This is a genomic window from Armatimonas rosea (genome assembly GCF_014202505.1).
Classification (GTDB): Bacteria; Armatimonadota; Armatimonadia; order Armatimonadales; family Armatimonadaceae; genus Armatimonas; species Armatimonas rosea.
This window is the reverse complement of sequence record NZ_JACHGW010000001.1, coordinates 762,734-781,902: the sequence shown is the minus strand read 5'-3', so window position 1 is coordinate 781,902 and position 19,169 is coordinate 762,734. Positions and strand designations below refer to the sequence as shown.

The following is a 19,169-nucleotide window of genomic DNA, read 5'->3' as shown; positions in this document are numbered from 1 at the left end:
ATTTATTGCCCGGACTCAAATAAAAGTGCGCCGCTTGGTATCTTCTATAGCTGTGGAGGCAATGCTGAGTCAGCCGGTAGAGCAGAGTGAGTCGCAAGCAAGGTGCGAGCGGGCCTTTGCGCGGCTCTGGGAGGTGGAGCGCCCTCGGCTCTGGCGGCTTGCGGTGCGGGTCGCGGGTAGCGTGGATGCCGCCGACGATCTGGTGCAAGAAGTCGGGCTCCGCGCGGCGCAGGCGTTTCCGAGCCTCCGGCGGCTGGAGTCGGGGCCGGCGTGGCTGACCAAGCTGACGGTCCATACCGCGCTCCGCTGGCGCCAGCGCCGCCGTGAGCTGGAGCTCTTAGACAGCACACTTCTCTCCCCCGAGCGCGGCCCCGAGGAGCAGACTCTCCAGCGCGATAGCGCCGCCCGCACCCGCGCCGCCATCGACACCCTCCCCGAGACCCTCCGCACTCCCTTGATCCTCCAGTACTGGGAGGGCCTCTCCTGCCGCGAGATCGCCGAGACCCTGGAGCTGCCCCTGGGCACCCTCCTCTCGCGCCTCTTCGCCGCCCGCAAGCGCCTCCGAAAAGAGCTACACGATGAACTTCTTTAGCCGAGAGCGCCGCCTCTCCCACTTAATCCGCACGGCAGACCCACTCGGGGGCACGGAGGCTCCCGCCTCGCGCCCTCGCCCCCAAGTCGCCTGGCTCGCCCTGCCTGTCGCGGCCCTAGCGTTGGTGTGTTTTGGGCTGATGCCAAGCCAAAAAGCCCAGACCACCGCGGAGAAATGGAAAAACACCTTGAGAGAATCAGAGATCACCACGGCACAATCGAAGAGCACCACGGGAAAATTAAAGATCGTCTTTGAAAAACCTAAAAACGTCCTTGAAAAATTAGAGAGCACCACCGGAAAATCCCGGCGCACCCTGAAGAAATCGGAGCGAGCCGTAAAAAAACGAAAGCGCGTGCTTGAAAAATCGCGGCGCGCCCCCGAAAAACGCGAGCGCATCCTGGAAAAACCAGAAAACACCCTCAAAGAAAGCCCCGAGTCCGGGGAGCTGATCGTGGTCGCGGTGCGCCCCATCACCCCCGACGAGCTGCGCCAGGAGCTACAAACGCCATGAGAACCCACGATGATAAACCTCGACGGAGATCGTCGGGCTATGGGGCGAGCAAGTCGCCGCCTCGCTTCGCTCGGAATTCTCTTGTACCGACGAGGAATGCGGGACGTTTACCGTCCACGCTTCTTGCCGCGCTCCTCCTCACCCCAGCACTGGCATGGGCACAGCAACCGACGGAGCTCGCTTCACCCCTTGCCAACGGCGTCCAGACCGTCTACCCAGAGAGTGTCACAGTGCCCCGTGCGCTCCGGGAGAAGCTGGAGGCCTACAAGATCGTCCTCCCTGAGGCCCGCCCAGGCTCCAGCGTAGTTAGCTTTGGCCAAGTGGTTAGCAAGAACAAGCTCCCCAAGCTTCTCTACGACAAAGCGCTCTTTGCCTTTGGGATTGACCTTGGGACGATGATGTCGGACCCCCAGCTTCAAGTGCCCCACGCCATTCAACGAGCCGTTATCTCGTATGGCCCCACTGTTCAGCCCCTTCCTGATTTCCTAGACCAGATCGCGCGCAGCGCCAAGGTAGGCTGGACAGCGCGGGAGGAGAATGGGGAGGTGGTGGTGCAGTTTGTCCGGCTTAAATCGACGCTTGCGCCAGAATCGTTTTGGACAGACTGGCAATGGCTCGACAACATCCCCGACAATCCTGCGCTCTACCCTGAGAGCGTGACCGTCTCTGAGGCGCTTCGCAAGCGCCTGGAGGGAGTTCGGGTCAATGTGAACCTCGTGGATCGCAATGGGGTCGGGGCGCTGACCAGCCTGCTCGATGTGCGCGTCGACCACCAGTTCGACCCCGCGCTCAAGCTCGATATCAGCAAGGGACGCCCCAACCTCAACCTATTCCTGTTCGATATTCAGTACCTCCAGCAGCGCGATCCCGAGTGGCTCTATCCGGGGCTTCGGCTCCAGAAAGTGACCATCAAGGCCAATGGGGTCGCGCTCCCGACCGCGCTGGACATGCTCACCCAGTCGCTGGGGGTGGGCTGGACCGCCGAGGTGCAGGGCGAGCGCGTGCTCGTGCGGATCGTCCGCCTGCGTAGCACGCCCAGCCCCGTCAAGACCCTGCGCAGCTCGCTCGACACGATTCATGCCGCTGTCGAGCAGCTCCCCCAAGAGCCCAACCCGCTCCAGCGCAGCACCCCCAGTGCCGCGCTCAAAGAGATGGTCTCGCTGGAGCTAGAGAGTGGGAATATCCGTGCTGCGCTGGAGGCGCTCTTGCGGACCACGGGGCGCCGCTTCGAGCTCTCGCCGGATGCCAGCACGCTCAAGCGCTCGTTTCGCTTCGAGAGTGTCAGCCTCTCTAGCGCGCTGGACCTGGTCTGCGAGAGCTACAATACGGTCTGGAGCCTGGAGCGCGACAGCAAGGGAGTCGCGTTTCTCTCCATCCGCAAGCGCGGCGAGGCCCCACCGGTAAAATAGCCACAGAAAGAAAGAAAATGCGCAAACAAGAGACCCGTGTTCTGAAGTTCAAGTACCGTCCGCCAGTCGAGTTTCTGCTCCTCCTCACCGACCCGGGCTCCTCGCCGCGCCAGGCCGTCCCTGCACCGCAGAAACCCGCGCGCACACTCCTGCCCCCCGGACTGAGCAGCCTCTCCCCCGACAATGTGAAGCAGGAGCTGACCGTGGTTGGGGAGCCGGGTGCGCTTGCGGAGCTGGAGGCGCTCCAGCGGCTCCTGGATGTGAAGAGTAAAGAGCTCACCGTGACCCTGACCGTCGGCGCGAGTCAGGCAACGGCCCAGACCCTCAACAACGAACCCGTTCGTTTGAGTGTGGTGACCGGCGGTAAGCCCTACACGCTGGAGGCGACACCGCACCTCAACGGCGATGGGAGCATCTCCTTTGCGGTGCGAATCTTCGCGGTGGAGGACTTGGTTATCATCAACTGGGGAGCGGCGAAGGAGCGCTCGACAACGGCGGCAGATGGCTCGGGAATCACGACCTTCCGACGGGTAAAGGCAGGCGAGGCGCTGGCCTTTAAGTGGGGGGCGGAGGCGGTCTCGCTGTCGGGGAGCTTGCTGCCGGTATAATGGCTGCATGACAGAACTTCCCCGTGGCGTCGCCATCGCCCATATCTGGACGCCTGCGTCCGAGCCGCTCACCCCTGCCGAGCTGGCCTACTTCCTGACCGAGCGTGGGTTCGTGCCCGGGGTCGCTGATGAGACGGGGACGATCCACGCGGACACAGGGCTGGCGGAGGCGCGCTTTGTGATCTCGGGCGCGGCCTGGAGCTTTATCAGCCTCTCGTCGTCGAAGGGCAACGGCTGCACGGTGACCGTGCTCCAGCCCGACGAGGCCCCGATGCCGGATGACTACCTGCTCAAGCGTGCGGTCCGCCGCCCTCGGCTGGTCTACCGCGTGATCGCCGGCGGCCCCAGCAACTCCGACCGAAACCTCTGTGAGAACCTGGCAGAGGCGCTCCTGGTGGCCCAGAACGGCGCGGTGCAGATCGCAGGCCGGGGCACCAAGGGCAACAAGCCTGCCAACTACACCAACCCGTGGATCGGCGAGATCAAGCACTAGCGCTAGCGGGACTGCTGGCGCTGGCGGGGTGCCGCTCGGCTCCGGGGACGCTCCGTGTGACCTTTCTGGACGTGGGACAGGGCGACTCGACCGTGATCGAGGCCCCCTCAGGCAAAGTAGTCCTGATCGACGGTGGCGGGGCACCGGGGCGCGATCCGCGCGACGGCAACGAGCCGGGGAGCCGGGTTGTCGTGCCGTTTCTGCGGAGCCGTGGCATCTCGACAATTGATCTCCTGATAGCCACCCACCCCGACGACGACCACGTGCAGGGGCTGCTGGCGGTCACGGAGCGACTGAGCGTGCGCGCTGTCTTGGACTCGGGAATTCCCAGTGCGCCGGGCAGCTCGCTTGCTCTCCTGCGTGCCGCCTGGAAGGCCCGTGGGGTGCGTGTTCACCAAGCTCAGCGCGGCCAGACCTTCGACCTCGGGAGCGGCGCACGCCTAGAGATCCTACACCCTGCCCCGCCCTTTCTCCACGGCACCCGTAGCGATGACAACAACAACGCCATTGTCGCGCGGCTGGTCTACGGCAAGGCCCGCGTGCTCTTTATGGCCGATGCGGAGACGGAGGCGGAGGAAAGCCTGCTCCAAGCCCACCTCGAGCTCGCGGCAGATATTCTCAAGGTGGGTCACCACGGTGCCAGGACCTCCACAACGCCTGCGTTTCTGCAGCGTGTCGCGCCACAGGCCGCCATAATCTCCTGTGGGCGTCAAAATCGCTTCGGGCACCCGCACTCTGAGACACTTACACGGCTTAAGAACCCGCAAATCCAGCTCTTTCGCACCGATCAGCAGGGGGCAATCGCTCTGGAAAGCGACGGAGAGCAGCTCCATATAGTGCCTCGGATAGGTCTTTAATCCTTTCTTCAGAAATGACCGTCAAAATAAGTACTGGAGGTTTTTTCTAATGGTTAAGACGATGCGAGTGGTTGTCGCGTTAGCGGCACTAACAGTACTGAGTGCATCCGCCTTTGCTCAGGGCGGTGGTGCGGGCGGCGGTCGCCAGGGTGGCGGCTTTGGTGGATTCGGCGGCGGACAGTTTGGGCGTCCCGGAGCCAATGGCGAGCTCACGACCGTGCAGATTCCTCTGGCGACTCTCACCACGGTTGCCAAGCTTACCCCCGAGCAGGCCAGCAAGGTCAAGGCGATGCAGGACAAGCTCGATGAGCAGCGCAAGGCTATGCGTCCCCAGGGCGGCTTCGGCGGTGGCGGCAATGGCGGCGGCTTCGACCGTGAGGCCATGCAGCAGATGATGGAAGAGATGCGCGCCAAGCAGGAGCAGCTCCGCAACGACGAGACCAAGGCCAGCAAGGCGATCGATGCCATGCTCAGCGCCGACCAGAGCGCCTCGCTGAAGGCTGCCCTCCCCGGTCTGAAGGCAGCGGCTTCGTTCGGGCTTCTGGAGGTCTACTCCGAGCTGAACCTGACCGATGCCCAGGTTGCCGTGCTGACCAAGGCTGCCAAGGAGCGCCAGGCCCGCATGCAGGGTGGTGGTCGTCGCGGCGGCGGCAACTAAGCCCCCTCACGAACCCGATTACGCCCCGGTCAGCCCAGTGCTGGCCGGGGTTTTTCTGTCTGTATCTGGCACTGCTGGAGTAGCGTGCGGGTCTGGCGTGTCGCAAGGAGCTCGTGCCAGCCGCTAGGCTTGACCAGCTTGACTCCGGGAACGATCCCATCGTGTGCCAGGTCCGCCAGTGCGTCCTCCAGGCTCGTCAGGAACTCCGAGAGCCGCTTCTCGGGCATGGGGATCGCGGCGAGCTCCAGGAGCCGGGGGAGCGAGAGCGTGGTCTCATCGGGGTGGTTGCCCGCGTGCCAGGCGAGGCAGAAGCCCAGCAAGATCTGGTACTTTTGGCGCACCGGGTGGTAGCCCAGCAGGCGCGGTGCGACCTGAGCGACACTCTCCTGCATCCAGCTATGCGCCTCCTGCCCGAGGTGGTAGCGGAAGCGCACAATGCTCTGCTCGCCGCCGTCTTGGCCCGCCTCCAGTGCCTCCAGCGAGAGGAGCCGGCCCAGCGCCATCCCCGCTCCGCCCGTGACATGTGGCACCGTGATACGGCTCAGGAGATAGAGATCCCGCCCCTTTGCCAGGACATCGTCGCGGTGGTACCCCCCCTTGGGTGTCGCCTTCTTCCCCTGAAAGCGCAGCAGGTCCGAGGCGGCCAGTGTCAGGTAGGTCTCGTGGGGCTGCCCGCCGAGGCGCTCCATCCAGAGGCTCGCCAGTGCCATGAAGGTCTGTGCGGCGGCGGGGCCGGAGCGCGCGATCTGCCGAATCGCCTGCTCGGGGCCAAAGCCTAGGACCTCGTCAAACTCCACCCGCACCTGTGCCGCACTGCTCACCTGCGCCACCAGCGCCCGCCCTGCGGGATCGGTCTGCCAGAGGTTGGGGGCGAAGAGCGCGGCCAGGGCATCGCGTGCGGGGAGCGCATTGGGCAGGAGCACGGCATCGGGGGGCTTGAGGCCCAGGCGCGGCGCGGTCGGTGTTTTTTCCTGCGCCAGCTCCCAGCGCTTGCGTGCCTCAACCCAGCGGGTGAGTGCCTGGGTCACCTCAGGGGGCAGGGCGTTCTGGTCCTCTCCGCCCGTGAGGCTGCTATAGAACGCCGCAAAGGCATCTTGTGCCGCCGCCTCGGCCGCGAGTGCTTCTTCTTTCAGCTTGTCTACCATCCCAGAGCTCCTCGGAGGGCATCGAGCTGGCCGTCTACGTAGGCACGCGCGGTGCGCTGCTGCTCGGCATTGAGTACGGGCGTTTCGGTATCGTGGAGGGTGTCGGGCTGGGGTAGACCCGCGCAGGCCAGCGCCACCAGGCTCCAGAGCCGCTCGACGGTCGCGATATTGTAGCCCCCGCCTCCTGTGACCACAACCGGGATTTCCTTGCCGAGCTCCAGGAGCCGCTCCACTGCTTTCATCCAGGTGCGGGAGGTCACTTGCAGGTGCGCCAGCGGGTCGGCGAAGTGGGCATCGGCCCCAAGCTGGAGGACAAGTGCCTGTGGCTGGAAGCGGGCAAAGACCTCGGGGACCACCTGCTCAAAGCCATGCCACCAGACCTCGTCTCCGGTGTAGGGCGCGTAGGGGACATTGATCGCCGAGCCGTGTGCCACCTCCCCGCCGGTCTCCTCCGGCCAGCCCGTTCCCGGAAAGAGCCAGCGTCCCGCCTCGTGGAGCGAGAGCGTCCAGACCCGGGGATCGTCCCAGTGGCACACCTGAACGCCGTCGCCATGGTGCACATCGATATCCACATAGAGCACCCGCTCCAGCCCCGCATCTAAGAAAGTCGTGATCGCCAGCGCCAGGTCGTTGAAGACACAGAAGCCATAGGCCTTCCACGGATGGGCGTGGTGCAGGCCGCCGGCGACATTGAAGGCAACCTCCACCTCGCCTGAGAGCACGAGCTTTGCGGCATCGACGCTGCCTCCCGCGTAGAGCTTCGACGCCTCCCACATCCCGGGGAAGGCGGGCGTGTCCCCCGGCCCCAGCCCAAAGCGCCGCAGGTCCAGGCCGTGGTGAGGGACACTCGCGCGCTGGACATGGCTCAGGTACTCCGCAGTATGCACCCGTCCCAGGAGCGCTTCCTCAACCGATGTCGGCGCGAGGCGGGTGATGCCCCTCCCGCCCCCCTGCAGGGGGGAGCTAAAAGCACCCAGGCTCGCCAGTTTTTGATCCACGAGCTGCAGGCGGCGCTGCTGAAGCGGGTGCTTCCCCCCCAGATCGTAGGCCAGGAAGTCGTCGGTGTAGAGAAAGGCAGTGTGGCGGCTCATAGGATTATTATGCCCGAAGACTGGTTCTTCGGGTCACTTCCTCAAGATTGCAAGCCCCCCGTTGCTGGTGAGGCGAACCAGGCCGACACTGTCGTACTCCAGGGTGGCGGTCAGGTTCTCGGGGAGCGTGAGCTGGTAGCTGCGGGTCTTTTTTGGGGTATCGGGGAGGCGCTGTAGGGTGCCATCGAGGGCGAGCTCTTCCCCGGTGAAGAGCGGAAGCAGGAGCACGGGGCGCTTTTGCCCAACGGCTAGGCCCGCCACCGGCTCGGGGAGGAGGAGGGAGGCCAGAAAGAGTGTCGTGCCGTCGGCAGGCGGGCGGACAAAGTGGGGCGGCAGGTTGGGGTAGGCATAGCGCAGCTCGCCGCTCTCCCACTCCGCGCTCAGGGTCTCCGGGGTGAGCTTGCTAGTGAAGCGGCGCAGGCGGTACTCAAAGTCCAGCTCGGCGATGAAGCGCGGGGACGGCTTGCCCGGAAGGGTCTCGGTGAGGGTCCAGCCCTCGCTCCCCTGCTCGGCACGCAAGAGAGTGCCCTCTACTGTGGGAAGGACATAGGCGGGCTGGCCTTTCTCGTGGGTAAGGGTATTGGTGGCGAGGAGACGTGGGAGAAGGTCGCTCTTGAGGACCTCCCCCTCCGTGCCTAGCCAGAGGGTCCCCCGCTCACGCTCCTTGGGGTAGCCGAGCCCCACGGTGCGGTAGCGAAAGCGGCGCGCCAAGACCTCGGTATCGCGGAGCTTGAGCGGCTCACTGCGCTCCTCGGTGAGGAAGAGAGTACCAACAAAGAGGCCCGGCTTGTCGTCCTCACGCGCCAGGGCAAGCGCCTGCTCCCCCCCACCCAACTTGAGCAGTCGCCCCAGGCTGAACCAGAGCGCTGCCTCGGGGTAGAGGAGCTTGCAGCTCTTGGGCAGGGGGAATGTCCCACGAAACCCGCTCCGCTGGAGCTGGTAGGAGCCATCGAGCGCCTGGCTCGCCTCCACGCTCTCGGGGGCCTCGCCACTCGGCCAGCGCAGGCGTCCTTTCCCCTGGTCGGGCGTGCCGTCTTTTTGGAGCCGACCGGTAAAATCCAGAGTCGGGTCGGTGGGGCGCGTGGGGGTTCCCAGGAGGCGCAGGACGCTCCCTCCCTGAATCAGCTCGGCTGTGAGGGTAAGTCGCTCGGGAAGGCGCGCTTGGGCACTGGGGCGGAACCAGCGACGGGGTAGTGTGAGCAAAAAGAGAGGATCGGTCGCTTGTAAGAGGTTCATGTAAGGCATTTCTCTAAGGCTACCGCCAAAACCTGCCGATATAGAGTACATGCGTCCTTTTGAGCACCATCGAACCGATTTTCAGCAGACTGTCTACACCCTACGGCATATCGAGACCGGAGAGTTTGTCTGTCTGCGTCAAAGTGGCGACGAGTACCTTGCAGCCTTCACCGACGGCGACTCGGCGATCCGGTTCCGGGCCGAGCTTCACCTCATTGAGTTCGTGGACATCAGCCCCATGCGCCTGGGCAGTGTCCCCTTCGACCACTACTACCTCGACGGCGAGCTCACCACGCGCTCGCTCCTCGCAACCTCCCACTAGGGCCTGTACGAACGCCGCCAGTTTCTCAGAGTCGAGCTGGCCGTCGGTACGGACACCCGAGCATAGATCGACCCCGAACGGTTGGACAGTCCGCACGGCCTCGCCGATATTGTCGGGGCGCAGGCCGCCCGCCAGGAAGACTGGACACGCCACAGTGGCACAGATCGCCGCGCTCACCTCCCAGTCGTGGACGCGCCCCGTCCCCCCGAGCACCTTCACAGTCAGCGCTGGGTTCCCTGAGTCGAGGAGGAGGGCATCGGCCACATCGGCAAACTCCTGGGCCTCCGCCAGAGACTCCGGCCCCGTCACATGAATCACCTGCACCAGCTTGACACCTGGCAGCGCCGTCCGTAGCGCCGCGTAGTGCTCCTGCTCCACCCGGTCTGTCAGCTGGATTGTCGTAGTATGGCACTGTTGCCACTGCGCCACAATCCCCTCGGGCTGGGTCTCGGAGGTCAGCAAGAAAGTCGCGATGGGCGGAGGAGTCGCTGCTGCGATCTGGGCGATGGTCTCCAGCGGAATCGGCCCCGGCCCCGACGGCATCGGCCCCACCAGCCCCAGCGCATCTGCACCGTAGGAAATCGCTCGCCGCGCTTCGTCCACGCTGGCAATGCAGCAGACTTTTAAACGAGTACGCATGGATCGTATTGTATAGTACGGTTATGCAGACAGTGATTCTCCACGGTGGCGGGATGACAGCTCCCGAGACAACCAAGCGGCTGATCGCGTGCGCGGGCGGCCCGGCAGCAGGCATTGTGGTCTTGGCGCACACCGGCGAGGATGTCGCGGGAAAGGCCAAGCGCTCAGCGGACTGGCTCCGGGAAAACGGTGCGCAAGACGTCCAAGCTCCCGTCGGTGTCTCTGAGGCCCTTGCCGCCCTAGAGAGAGCCACGGGTGTCTGGATTCCCGGCGGCGATCAGAATGTCTTATTGGCAACCTTCGCTGGCACCGGTCTAGCCATGCGCCTGAGCACTAAGAGAGTCATCGGGGGAACCAGCGCGGGTGCTGCCCTGATGAGCGGCCTCATGCCCACGGGTGAGGGCGACAGCAAGACCATGCGCAAGGGCAGTGTCGCGGTCAAGCCCGGACTAGGCGCCCTCCCCAGTGCCATCGTCGATACCCACTTCTTTGTCCGCCAGCGCACCCAGCGGCTGATCAACATGGTTCTCTCCAGCCCCTCCCCCGTCCTAGGAATCGGGGTGGACGAGAACGCGTGGTGCGAGGTCTCCCCTGAGGGCGTTCTTGTCGTGCGAGCGGGCCAGGTCGCACTGATTGAGGCACAGCGCCTTCCCCCCAATGCCCCCCTGCTAGCGGGCAATATCAAGATAAAAATCCTCGGTCTCGGTCAGTCACAGAACCTGAGCCAGCCGCTTGTGGTGTGAGAAATCCCGCATTCCTGCCATAATCAAAGGCATGAGCAAAGCAAAAACCTACTCCGCGACTCTGATACCCGGTGATGGGATCGGGCCGGAGGTGACCGATGCCGCCTTGGAAATCCTTGCGGCGGCGGGTGTCTCGTTTTCCTGGGACCGACAAGAGGCCGGTGCCGATATCATCCCACGCTTCGGGACACCGCTCCCCGAGAGTGTCGTCAACTCGATTGTCAAGAACCATATCGCCCTCAAAGGCCCCATCGGCACCCCCGTGGGCGGCGGGTTTCCGTCGGTGAATGTCGCGCTCCGCAAGCGCCTGGGGCTCTACGCCAATGTGCGCCCCGCCAAGAGCATTCCGGGGGTGAAGACCCCCTTTCCTGGCATTGATATTGTCGTGATCCGGGAGAACAGCGAGGACCTCTACGCCGGAATCGAGCATGTCGTGGTTCCCGGCGTGGTCGAGAGCCTCAAGATCATCACCGAGCAGGCCAGCACGCGGATCGCCAAGTTCGCCTTTGAGTACGCCCGTAGCCATGGGCGTAAGAAAGTCAGTGCGGTGCACAAGGCCAATATCATGAAGCTCTCCGATGGCCTTTTTCTGGACTGCTGCCGCCGCGTGGCGAGAGACTACTCCGAGATCGAGTACCAGGAGGTGATTGTCGATAACTGCTGCATGCAGCTTGTCACGCGCCCCCAGCAGTTCGATGTGATGGTGATGGAGAACCTCTACGGCGATATCATCAGCGATCTGGTCAGCGGGCTAGTGGGCGGCCTCGGGGTCACCGGCTCGGCCAATATCGGAGTCGATGCGATTGTCTATGAGGCCGTCCACGGCACCGCCCCCGATATCGCTGGCAAGGGCCTCGCCAACCCAACCGCGGTCGTGATGTCGTCGGTGCTGATGCTCCGGCAGCTGGGGGAGCTTGAGGCGGCGGATCGGATTGAGAAGGCGCTCTTTACGGTCTTTGAGGAAGGCAAGCATGTCACCAAGGACCTGGGCGGGAGCGCGGGCACGGCGGAGTTTGTGAAGGCGGTGATCGGAGGGTTGTAAGATGCGCTGGATTCTGGCTTTGTGGTGCGTCTTTTTGCTCGCGCTGGGTGCCCGTGCCGAGGGCAGTTTTCGGGTAACGGTGCGCGATCTCTGGACACAGCGCCCTCTGCCGGGAGCGATTCTGGTCATGAAGGCGGCCAAGGGCGAGGAAGACGATATCCAGTGGACGGCCAATGCCGAGGGCGTGATCGACTGTCCCTTTGGGGTGCGCACAGGCGAGCGTGACTGCACTGTGCGGGGACTTATCGACGGTATCGCCTACCGACCCGAGCGGATGAAGCTTCTCATTGCAGACGACGAAACCACGGAGCGGGAGATCTTTCTCGTTCCCATGAAGCCCATCATTTTCACGCCGTGTTGCAAGAGGGCACCTAAAACGGTGGGAGAGATCCACTTTACGGTCGTGGATGCGGTGACAAAACGCCCCCTCGAAGGTGCCGTTGTTATTCTTGAGACCGACGACAGCCTACGCGAGGAAGAGATCTACGAGCGGCACACGGTCGATAGAGCCAACGCACTGGGGCGCGCCTGGTTCGGGCGCGAGGCAGGAACCTACCGCTATGCCGTCGTGGGCTTTGTCAATGGCACGTTCTACAAGCGGCAGTACGGCGAGGTGACGATCCTACCGAGCAAAGAGACACAACAGACGATTGAGCTTCAGCCAGTCAGAGAATAACTCGCTGTATACTAGGCGTGGCGCTCGGCCCGCGCCGCCCCCCTCCTTTGGGAAAGTACCTACCGTGCAGGGCTCCTGGTTCACATCAAACCCAAGGATTGAGCAAGTCGCATAAGGAGGGGTTGCGAGAGACGCTCAGCACTGGAGGTTTGTATGACACTCTCTGCCCCGATTCCGGTCCTCAAGCAGCAGGCCAAGGCCCTCGCCCGCGACCAAAACATCCCACTCCACCAAGCGCTGGACCAGATCGCCCAGCGCGAAGGGTTTGCCGCGTGGAGCCTGCTCTCCGCCAAGACAGCATCGAAGAGCAACGCCCTCACGCTCCTAGAGCAGCTACGCCCGGGGGAGCTGGTCCTGCTGGGGTCGCGCCGGGGGCAAGGCAAGACGCGCCTCAGTATCGAGCTGGCTCTCCTGCTCATGCAGCGCGGCGGCCGTGCAGCATTCTTCACTCTTGACTTCACCCCCGCCGAGGTCGCGGCCTGCTTCACGGCGCTGGGTGCGGAGCAGGCCCGCTTCGCGGATCGGTTTCTCGTGGACGACTCCGACCAGATCTGTGCGGACTATATTGTCGCCCGGCTTGCCTCCGAGCCGCCGCAGAGCCTGGTGATCGTGGACTACCTCCAGGTGCTGGACCTCAAGCGCGAGAACCCTCCTCTGATGCACCAGGTTCCGCAGCTCAAGCGCCTCGCCCAAGAGTGCCACTGTATCGTCCTGTGCCTCTCTCAGATCGAGCGCCGCTACGACCCGGCGGCGCAGCCCCTGCCGGGGGTTGAGAATATCCGCTTGCCCAACCCTCTCGACCTTGGCCTCTTTGATCGACTCTGCTTCCTCAACGAGGGACGGCTGGAGTGCGGGCATTAGAGCCGGGCATTGGAAATACCCGGCAGGGGGAAAGGAGCGTCCCGGGGACGCAGGAACGCTGTGCTCTGTGCGTCCTCGGGACGCTCCCAAAAACGTCAGCCGGGTATTTCCAATGCCCGGCTTCATCGCACAAGATTTTAGCAAAAGGCATCACTCTTGCGATAAAGTGTTACCATGACGCAAATAACCTATCTCAAGGGCGATGCCACCGTCCCGCAAGCCGCAGGGGCCAAGATTGTCTGCCACTGCTGCAACGATCTCGGAGCCTGGGGCAAGGGGTTTGTGCGGGCGCTCTCCCGGCGCTGGCAGGAGCCCGAGCGGGCCTACCGTAAGTGGCACGCGGAGCGCGCCCACAACGACTTTGGCCTCGGGGCGGTACAGTTTGTGGAGGTAAAGCCCGGCGAGCTCTGGGTGGCGAATCTGATCGGGCAGAGGGGTATCAAGACCGGCAGTAAGGGCGTCCCCATCCGCTACGACGCGCTCTCCGAGGGACTAGAAAAAGTGGCGGAGAAGGCCCTGGAGCGCGGTGCCTCGATCCACCTGCCGCGCATTGGCTGTGGCCTCGCAGGCGGCGACTGGAGCCGGGTCGAGCCGCTCCTGCAAAAAGTGCTCTGCACAAAAGACATCGCGGTCACGGTCTATGATTTTTAGCCGGGCAATGTTGGCGGGCATTGGAAATACCCGCCTGCGGCTGAGGGAGCGTCCCGGGGACGCGCAGAGCCCTAAAGCTCCTGCGTCCCCGGGACGCTCCTTTCCCCCTGCCGGGTAATTTATTGCCCGGATGTCATGCGATAGAATAACCCCATGCCAAAGATTGCCTGGATGAGATCCTACGAGGCCGCGGTCAAGAGTGCCCGTGCCAGCAAGAAGCTCTTGTTGGTGGACTTCTACACCGACTGGTGAGGGTACTGTAAGAAGCTGGAGGCCGAGGTCTATCCTGATCCCAAGGTTGTCCAGTTCTGTGGCCAGTTGGTCGCAGTCAAGGTAAACGCCGAGTACGAAGGGCGTGCGCTCGCCAAGAAGTACGGAGTCACGGGCTTCCCCACCGTGCTCTATCTAGACGCGGAGGGGGGCGAGTGGGGCCGCATGCCGGGCTTTCTGCCCGCGCAAGGCTTTATCACGGTCGGGAGCGAGGCACTCAAGACCTACAAAGAGCAGCCCGCTCTGGAGGCCAAGCTCAAGCGCACCCCGGGCGATCTCGCTCTGGCGACCGACCTGGCGCAGCGCTTCGCGGACCAGGGCAACGAGCCCAAGGCGCTTTGGGTGGCAGGGCTTGTGGCGAAGGCTCCGCAGAGTGGCAAGTGTGCCGCGGCCTACAACGCGCTCGGCTCGCTCTACATCCGCAAGCAGAGTGCCACCAAGGCGCGTGCCTGGCTCCAGAAAGCCCTCACGGTGGCGACCGAGGGACGAGACAAGGCCTACGCGCACTTTGGGCTCGCGTTTTGCTTCATGGGCGAGCGCAATGCCAAGGGGACGCGGGCAGAGCTCAACGCCGCGCTCAAGACTCCCGGCTGTCCCGAGCGCATCCAGCAGAACGCCCGAAAGCTCCTGGAACAGATCCCTCCGTAGGCCGTTATGATATAATTTGAGTTCCCTCTCAGCGCGGAAGGGAGTGCGTGCTCTGTCGCCGCGTTCGTCGTTGTTTGTTAACATAAACGTGAGAGAGAGACAGGTACGAGAGAGTGGACAAGCGAGTGGCTGCGGGGTTGTACGACCCAGCGTTTGAGCATGATGCGTGTGGCGTGGGTTTTGTAGCACACATCAAAGGCAAACGCTCGCATGAGCTTGTCCAGACAGGCCTGACCATCCTCGACAACCTGGTTCACCGCGGTGCAACCGGCTGCGACCCTGAGACCGGCGATGGCGCAGGCATTCTGCTCCAGATCCCGGATCGCTTTCTGCGGGAGAGTGTCAGCTTCGCGCTTCCTGTCGCAGGCGAGTACGGGGTCGGGGTGGCGTTTCTTCCCCAGGAGCGCGATGCCCGCCAGCAGTGCGAGCGCACCCTAGAAGCACTCACCCGCCAAGAGGGGCAGATCTTTTTGGGCTGGCGCGATGTGCCGGTCGACTCCAGCAAGATCGGACGCCAAGCCGCCGAGACCGAGCCGGTCATCCGCCAGTTCTTTATCCAGCGTGGCCTCACCACCGCTCCCGATGCCTTCGACCGCAAGCTCTATGTCATCCGCAAGCAGGTCGAGCGCGAGGTCGCCGGTGCCACGGGGATTCCCGATCCGTCGCGCTTCTACATCCCCAGCCTCTCCACCAAGACCCTGATCTACAAGGGCCTGCTCCTGCCCCACCAGATGCGCGGGTACTACTTGGACCTCAGCGACGAGCGCATGGAGAGCGCTATCGCCCTGGTCCACCAGCGCTTCTCGACCAACACCTTCCCGAGCTGGCCGCTGGCCCACCCGTATCGCTATATCGCCCACAACGGGGAGATCAACACGATCGGGGGCAACCGCAACTGGATGAAGGCGCGCGAGCAGGGCCTCACCAGCAGCGTCCTGGGCGACGACCTGCGCAAGTGCTACCCGCTGGTCAGCCCCACCGGCTCGGACTCGGCAAGCCTGGACAACGCCGTGGAGCTGATGCTCATGGGCGGCAAGACCCTGGCCCAGACCCTGATGACCCTGATCCCCGAGGCGTGGGATGGCAACGAGATCATGGCACCGGAGCGCAAGGCGTTCTACGAGTACCACGCTTGTCTGATGGAGCCCTGGGACGGCCCCGCGGCCGTGGCCTTCACCGATGGCGTGCAGATCGGGGCGGTGCTAGACCGCAACGGCCTGCGCCCCGCACGCTACACGGTCACCACCGACGATCTCGTGATCTTGGCCTCGGAGACGGGCGTCGTGCAGGTGCCGGCGGAGAAGATTGTCGAGCGCGGGCGCCTAACACCGGGCAAGCTCTTCTTGGTCGATACCGAGCAGCAGCGCATCCTCAGCGACGACGAGGTCAAGAGCACGGTGTGTGGCCTGCACCCCTACGGCGAGTGGCTGGAGAAGCATAAAGTCGATCTGGCAAGCCTCCCTGAGCCGCCCGAGCCCGAGCACCCGGTCCATGCCGAGCTGATCCAGAAGCAGCGCGCCTTTGGGTACACCTCGGAGGAGCTCCGCCTGCTCCTCACGCCCCTGGCACAGAACGGCGAGGAAGCGCTCGGCTCGATGGGCACCGACACGCCGCTGGCCGTGCTCTCCCACCGCCCCCAGAACCTCTTCTCCTACTTCAAGCAGCTCTTTGCGCAGGTCACCAACCCGCCGATCGACCCGATCCGTGAGAGCATTGTCATGAGCCTCTGGGACTATATCGGCACCGATGGCTCGCTGCTCGACGATGCCCCGGAGAACGCGCGCCAGATCAAGGTCGCCACCCCGATCCTCTCCAATGCGGACCTGGAGAAGCTCCGAACCCTCAGCGACGACGGCGGCTCGGTGCGGCTCTGGACGGCGCGTGCGGTCTTCCGCACCGACAAGCCCCTGGGTGAGCTGGAGCGCGCAGTCGAGCGCCTCTGCCGCCAGGCCAGCGATGCCCTAGAGCGCGGGGTCGGCGTGATCGTCCTCTCGGACCGCGATGTCTCCCCCGAGTACGCCCCGATTCCGTCGCTCCTGGCCATCTCCGCGGTCCACCACCACTTGATCCGTGAGGGCACCCGCAATAAAGTCGCGCTGATTGTCGAGACCGGCGAGGCGCGCGAGGTGCACCACTTCGCCTGTCTGGTCGGCTTTGGCGCGAGCGCGATCAACCCCTACCTGGTCTTCGAGACCCTCGATGATCTTGTGCTCAACGGCGTGCTGACCAGCGTGACGTTTAAGGATGCGGTCAAGAACACGATCAAGGGAATCAACAAGGGTCTGCTGAAAGTGATGTCCAAGATGGGCATCTCGACCCTGCAGAGCTACCGCGGTGCCCAGATATTCGAGGCAGTCGGGATCAACACAGAGGTGATCCGCCGCTACTTCACCGGCACCGCAAGCCGGATCGAGGGAGTCACGCTAGAGGACATCGAGCGCGAGGTGCGCAGCCTCCACGACGGCGCGTTCTCCCCCGAGCAGGCGGCGGGCGCGTTCGACCTTGAGCCGGGCGGCCAGTACCAGTGGCGGCGCTACGGCGAGAAGCACGCCATCAGCCCCGAGATGGTCGAGAAGCTCCAGAAATCCGTCCGCGAGGGCCGCTACGATACCTTCGCCGAGTTCTCCAAGGCAGTCAATGAGAGCGCGGTCGAGGCGTCCACCCTGCGTGGGCTCATGACCTTCCGCAAGGTGCGGCCACCCGTGCCGCTTGAGGAAGTGGAACCGGCCAAGGAGCTGGTCAAGCGCTTCGCCACGGGCGCGATGAGCCTGGGCTCCATCAGCCGTGAGTCCCACGAGGGTCTGGCGATCGCCATGAACCGGATGGGCGCGATGAGCAACACCGGCGAGGGCGGCGAGGACCCGGCACGCTACACCGACGAGCGCCGGAGCAAGATCAAGCAGGTAGCGAGCGGGCGCTTCGGGGTGACCACGCACTACCTAGTCAACGCCGATGAGCTCCAGATCAAGATGGCTCAGGGTGCCAAGCCCGGCGAGGGTGGCCAGCTCATGGGGCACAAAGTCGACGAGTACATCGGGAGCATCCGCCGCTCGACCCCCGGTGTGACCCTGATCTCCCCGCCCCCCCACCACGATATCTACTCTATCGAGGACCTGGCGCAGCTGATCTTCGACCTGAAGAATGTCAACCCCGCGGCCCGCATCTCCGTGAAGCTGGTCGCCGAGGTGGGGGTGGGGACGGTCGCGGCGGGTGTCGCCAAGGCCCACGCCGACCATATCCTGATCTCCGGCTACGAAGGCGGCACGGGCGCATCCCCGCTGAGCTCGGTCAAGCACGCCGGGATTCCCTGGGAGCTGGGCCTGGCCGAGACCCAGCAAGTGCTGGTGCGCAACGAGCTCCGAGGCCGTGTGCGCCTCCAGGCCGATGGCCAGCTCAAGACGGGCCGCGATGTGCTGGTCGCCGCGCTGCTGGGCGCGGAGGAGTTTGGCTTCTCCACCATGCCGCTCGTGGCGCAGGGCTGCATCATGATGCGTGTCTGCCACCTGGGCACCTGCCCAGTCGGGATCGCTACCCAGGACCCTGCGCTCCGCGCCAAGTTCGCCGGCAAGCCAGAGCATGTCATCAACTACTTCTTCTTTGTCGCCGAGGAAGTGCGCCAGCTGATGGCCGAGCTGGGCTTCCGCACGATGGACGAGCTGGTCGGGCACACCGAGTATCTGGACACCAGCGAGGCCGTGCGCTACTGGAAGGCCCGCGGGGTCGATCTCTCCACGATCCTGGTCGGGACCCCATTTGCCGGCGAGACGATCGCCATCCGCAAGATCGAGGACCAAGACCACGGGCTCACGGGCGCACTAGACTACAAGCTGATCGAGCAGGCAAAGGCCGCGCTGGAGGATGCGCGCCCTGTGAAGTTCACGATGCCGATCTTCAACCACAACCGTACCTGCGGAACCATGCTCTCGGGCGAGGTGGCCAAGCGCTACGGTGCCGCGGGGCTCCCCGATGGGACGATCAAGATCGACTTCACCGGCTCGGCAGGACAGAGCTTTGGGGCGTTTCTCGCGCCCGGCATGCAGCTCCACCTGATCGGCGATGCGAACGACTATGTCGGCAAGGGAATGTCCGGCGGCCGGATCGTTGTCCATCCGCCCGCAGAGACCACCTTCGACGCGTCGGAGAATATCATCGCGGGCAACACCCTGCTCTACGGAGCCACCGGCGGCGAGGCCTACCTCACGGGGGCCGTCGGCGAGCGCTTCTGCGTGCGTAACTCCGGTGCGGTCGCGGTTGTGGAGGGGGTCGGGGACCACTGCTGCGAGTACATGACCGGCGGGATCACCGTGGTTCTGGGCCGCACCGGGCGCAACTTCGCGGCGGGGATGTCCGGCGGGATCGCCTTTGTCTACGACCTCAAGGGGGGCTTCCCCAAGCGCATCAACCCCGACCTGGCGGCGGGCTGCGGCCCGGTCGAGGGCCACGATGTCGCGCTGATCCGCGAGCTCTTCCCCAACAACCTCCCGCCCGTCCTGCGCGATGCCAAGTCCGAAGACGATGCCGGCGTGCTCCGCGAGCTGATCGAGGCCCATGTCCAGTACACCGGTAGCAAGCGCGGCAAGCGCTTCCTGGACAACTGGGAGGCTGAGCTTCCGCGCTTTGTCAAGGTCATCTCCCCCGAGTACCAGCGCCTGCTGGCCAACCGCAAGGCGGAAAAAGACCTCAAGGCCCTCGGCGGGAAACACTAGCAACCGCCCCG

General features: G+C 64.3%; 18 protein-coding genes and 1 pseudogene. 15 read left to right on the top strand and 4 right to left on the bottom strand.

Going from position 1 to position 19,169, the window contains the following annotated elements:
- Positions 1-61 precede the first annotated feature (61 nt).
- From HNQ39_RS03480 to HNQ39_RS03450, 7 genes are all read left to right on the top strand, one after another.
- Entirely contained in the window at positions 62-592 is a 531-nt protein-coding gene (locus HNQ39_RS03480; protein WP_184192562.1) for an RNA polymerase sigma factor, read from the top strand.
- Positions 579-1,103 carry a hypothetical protein gene (locus tag HNQ39_RS03475; RefSeq protein ID WP_184192561.1) on the top strand — a complete coding sequence of 175 codons (525 nt, stop codon included), beginning with the start codon at positions 579-581 and terminating at the stop codon, positions 1,101-1,103. Before HNQ39_RS03480 ends, HNQ39_RS03475 begins: the two co-directional genes overlap by 14 nt.
- A complete protein-coding gene (locus tag HNQ39_RS03470; RefSeq protein WP_184192560.1) occupies positions 1,100-2,512 on the top strand; it encodes a hypothetical protein in 1,413 nt (470 codons plus the stop codon). Before HNQ39_RS03475 ends, HNQ39_RS03470 begins: the two co-directional genes overlap by 4 nt.
- Positions 2,513-2,529: 17 nt before the next feature.
- A complete protein-coding gene (locus HNQ39_RS03465; RefSeq protein WP_184192559.1) occupies positions 2,530-3,120 on the top strand; it encodes a hypothetical protein in 591 nt (196 codons plus the stop codon).
- Positions 3,121-3,127: 7 nt separating this feature from the next.
- Positions 3,128-3,613, top strand: a complete 486-nt coding sequence (locus tag HNQ39_RS03460) for a hypothetical protein (RefSeq protein WP_184192558.1) — start codon at positions 3,128-3,130, stop codon at positions 3,611-3,613.
- Positions 3,589-4,470: an MBL fold metallo-hydrolase gene (locus HNQ39_RS03455; protein ID WP_184192557.1), complete on the top strand. Its 882-nt coding sequence runs from the start codon at positions 3,589-3,591 to the stop codon at positions 4,468-4,470. The genes HNQ39_RS03460 and HNQ39_RS03455 overlap by 25 nt, the downstream gene beginning before the upstream one ends.
- A 61-nt stretch (positions 4,471-4,531) precedes the next feature.
- A complete protein-coding gene (locus HNQ39_RS03450) occupies positions 4,532-5,128 on the top strand; it encodes a hypothetical protein (RefSeq protein WP_184192556.1) in 597 nt (198 codons plus the stop codon).
- A 29-nt stretch (positions 5,129-5,157) separates the two neighbouring features.
- Here HNQ39_RS03450 and HNQ39_RS03445 read toward each other — a convergent pair whose 3' ends face one another.
- The 4 genes from HNQ39_RS03445 to HNQ39_RS03430 all read right to left on the bottom strand — a co-directional run bounded on the left by HNQ39_RS03445 (position 5,158) and on the right by HNQ39_RS03430 (position 9,561).
- Complete coding sequence (locus tag HNQ39_RS03445; RefSeq protein ID WP_184192555.1) at positions 5,158-6,273, bottom strand: hypothetical protein; 1,116 nt, start codon at positions 6,271-6,273, stop codon at positions 5,158-5,160.
- Positions 6,267-7,364: an acetoin utilization protein AcuC gene (locus tag HNQ39_RS03440; protein WP_184192554.1), complete on the bottom strand. Its 1,098-nt coding sequence runs from the start codon at positions 7,362-7,364 to the stop codon at positions 6,267-6,269. Before HNQ39_RS03440 ends, HNQ39_RS03445 begins: the two co-directional genes overlap by 7 nt.
- A gap of 33 nt (positions 7,365-7,397) precedes the next feature.
- Complete coding sequence (locus HNQ39_RS03435) at positions 7,398-8,600, bottom strand: hypothetical protein (RefSeq protein WP_184192553.1); 1,203 nt, start codon at positions 8,598-8,600, stop codon at positions 7,398-7,400.
- Between the two features lie 100 nt (positions 8,601-8,700).
- Complete coding sequence (locus tag HNQ39_RS03430) at positions 8,701-9,561, bottom strand: phosphoribosylanthranilate isomerase (protein WP_184192552.1); 861 nt, start codon at positions 9,559-9,561, stop codon at positions 8,701-8,703.
- Positions 9,562-9,584: 23 nt separating this feature from the next.
- Here HNQ39_RS03430 and HNQ39_RS03425 point away from each other — a divergent pair, with 23 nt between their 5' ends.
- The 8 genes and pseudogenes from HNQ39_RS03425 to gltB all read left to right on the top strand — a co-directional run bounded on the left by HNQ39_RS03425 (position 9,585) and on the right by gltB (position 19,158).
- Positions 9,585-10,304, top strand: a complete 720-nt coding sequence (locus HNQ39_RS03425) for a cyanophycinase (RefSeq protein WP_184192551.1) — start codon at positions 9,585-9,587, stop codon at positions 10,302-10,304.
- A gap of 31 nt (positions 10,305-10,335) precedes the next feature.
- The gene (locus HNQ39_RS03420; protein WP_184192550.1) at positions 10,336-11,346 is read left to right on the top strand and encodes an isocitrate dehydrogenase (NAD(+)); all 1,011 of its coding nucleotides are present in this window, start codon (positions 10,336-10,338) and stop codon (positions 11,344-11,346) included.
- A gap of 1 nt (position 11,347) precedes the next feature.
- Positions 11,348-12,022, top strand: a complete 675-nt coding sequence (locus HNQ39_RS03415) for a collagen binding domain-containing protein (RefSeq protein WP_184192549.1) — start codon at positions 11,348-11,350, stop codon at positions 12,020-12,022.
- A 153-nt stretch (positions 12,023-12,175) separates the two neighbouring features.
- The gene (locus tag HNQ39_RS03410; protein ID WP_184192548.1) at positions 12,176-12,883 is read left to right on the top strand and encodes a DNA helicase; all 708 of its coding nucleotides are present in this window, start codon (positions 12,176-12,178) and stop codon (positions 12,881-12,883) included.
- Positions 12,884-13,057: 174 nt separating this feature from the next.
- Complete coding sequence (locus tag HNQ39_RS03405; protein WP_184192547.1) at positions 13,058-13,534, top strand: macro domain-containing protein; 477 nt, start codon at positions 13,058-13,060, stop codon at positions 13,532-13,534.
- 153 nt (positions 13,535-13,687) lie between these two features.
- On the top strand, positions 13,688-13,786 hold the full coding sequence (locus HNQ39_RS29590) for a thioredoxin family protein (RefSeq protein WP_221289781.1): 99 nt from the start codon (positions 13,688-13,690) through the stop codon (positions 13,784-13,786).
- 12 nt (positions 13,787-13,798) lie between these two features.
- Positions 13,799-14,452 (top strand): annotated as a pseudogene (locus tag HNQ39_RS03400) (thioredoxin fold domain-containing protein); the annotation flags it as partial.
- 113 nt (positions 14,453-14,565) lie between these two features.
- Complete coding sequence (gene gltB, locus HNQ39_RS03395) at positions 14,566-19,158, top strand: glutamate synthase large subunit (protein ID WP_184192546.1); 4,593 nt, start codon at positions 14,566-14,568, stop codon at positions 19,156-19,158.
- Positions 19,159-19,169: the final 11 nt, after the last annotated feature.

Excerpts from the sequence above, each read along its gene's own strand:
- HNQ39_RS03480 (WP_184192562.1), top strand. The coding sequence starts at position 62 with ATGCTGAGTCAGCCGGTAGAGCAGAGTGAGTCGCAAGCAAGGTGCGAG.
- HNQ39_RS03475 (WP_184192561.1), top strand. The coding sequence starts at position 579 with ATGAACTTCTTTAGCCGAGAGCGCCGCCTCTCCCACTTAATCCGCACG.
- HNQ39_RS03470 (WP_184192560.1), top strand. The coding sequence starts at position 1,100 with ATGAGAACCCACGATGATAAACCTCGACGGAGATCGTCGGGCTATGGG.
- HNQ39_RS03465 (WP_184192559.1), top strand. The coding sequence starts at position 2,530 with ATGCGCAAACAAGAGACCCGTGTTCTGAAGTTCAAGTACCGTCCGCCA.
- HNQ39_RS03460 (WP_184192558.1), top strand. The coding sequence starts at position 3,128 with ATGACAGAACTTCCCCGTGGCGTCGCCATCGCCCATATCTGGACGCCT.
- HNQ39_RS03450 (WP_184192556.1), top strand. The coding sequence starts at position 4,532 with ATGCGAGTGGTTGTCGCGTTAGCGGCACTAACAGTACTGAGTGCATCC.
- HNQ39_RS03445 (WP_184192555.1), bottom strand. The coding sequence starts at position 6,273 with ATGGTAGACAAGCTGAAAGAAGAAGCACTCGCGGCCGAGGCGGCGGCA.
- HNQ39_RS03440 (WP_184192554.1), bottom strand. The coding sequence starts at position 7,364 with ATGAGCCGCCACACTGCCTTTCTCTACACCGACGACTTCCTGGCCTAC.
- HNQ39_RS03435 (WP_184192553.1), bottom strand. The coding sequence starts at position 8,600 with ATGAACCTCTTACAAGCGACCGATCCTCTCTTTTTGCTCACACTACCC.
- HNQ39_RS03430 (WP_184192552.1), bottom strand. The coding sequence starts at position 9,561 with ATGCGTACTCGTTTAAAAGTCTGCTGCATTGCCAGCGTGGACGAAGCG.
- HNQ39_RS03425 (WP_184192551.1), top strand. The coding sequence starts at position 9,585 with ATGCAGACAGTGATTCTCCACGGTGGCGGGATGACAGCTCCCGAGACA.
- HNQ39_RS03420 (WP_184192550.1), top strand. The coding sequence starts at position 10,336 with ATGAGCAAAGCAAAAACCTACTCCGCGACTCTGATACCCGGTGATGGG.
- HNQ39_RS03415 (WP_184192549.1), top strand. The coding sequence starts at position 11,348 with ATGCGCTGGATTCTGGCTTTGTGGTGCGTCTTTTTGCTCGCGCTGGGT.
- HNQ39_RS03410 (WP_184192548.1), top strand. The coding sequence starts at position 12,176 with ATGACACTCTCTGCCCCGATTCCGGTCCTCAAGCAGCAGGCCAAGGCC.
- HNQ39_RS03405 (WP_184192547.1), top strand. The coding sequence starts at position 13,058 with ATGACGCAAATAACCTATCTCAAGGGCGATGCCACCGTCCCGCAAGCC.
- HNQ39_RS29590 (WP_221289781.1), top strand. The coding sequence starts at position 13,688 with ATGCCAAAGATTGCCTGGATGAGATCCTACGAGGCCGCGGTCAAGAGT.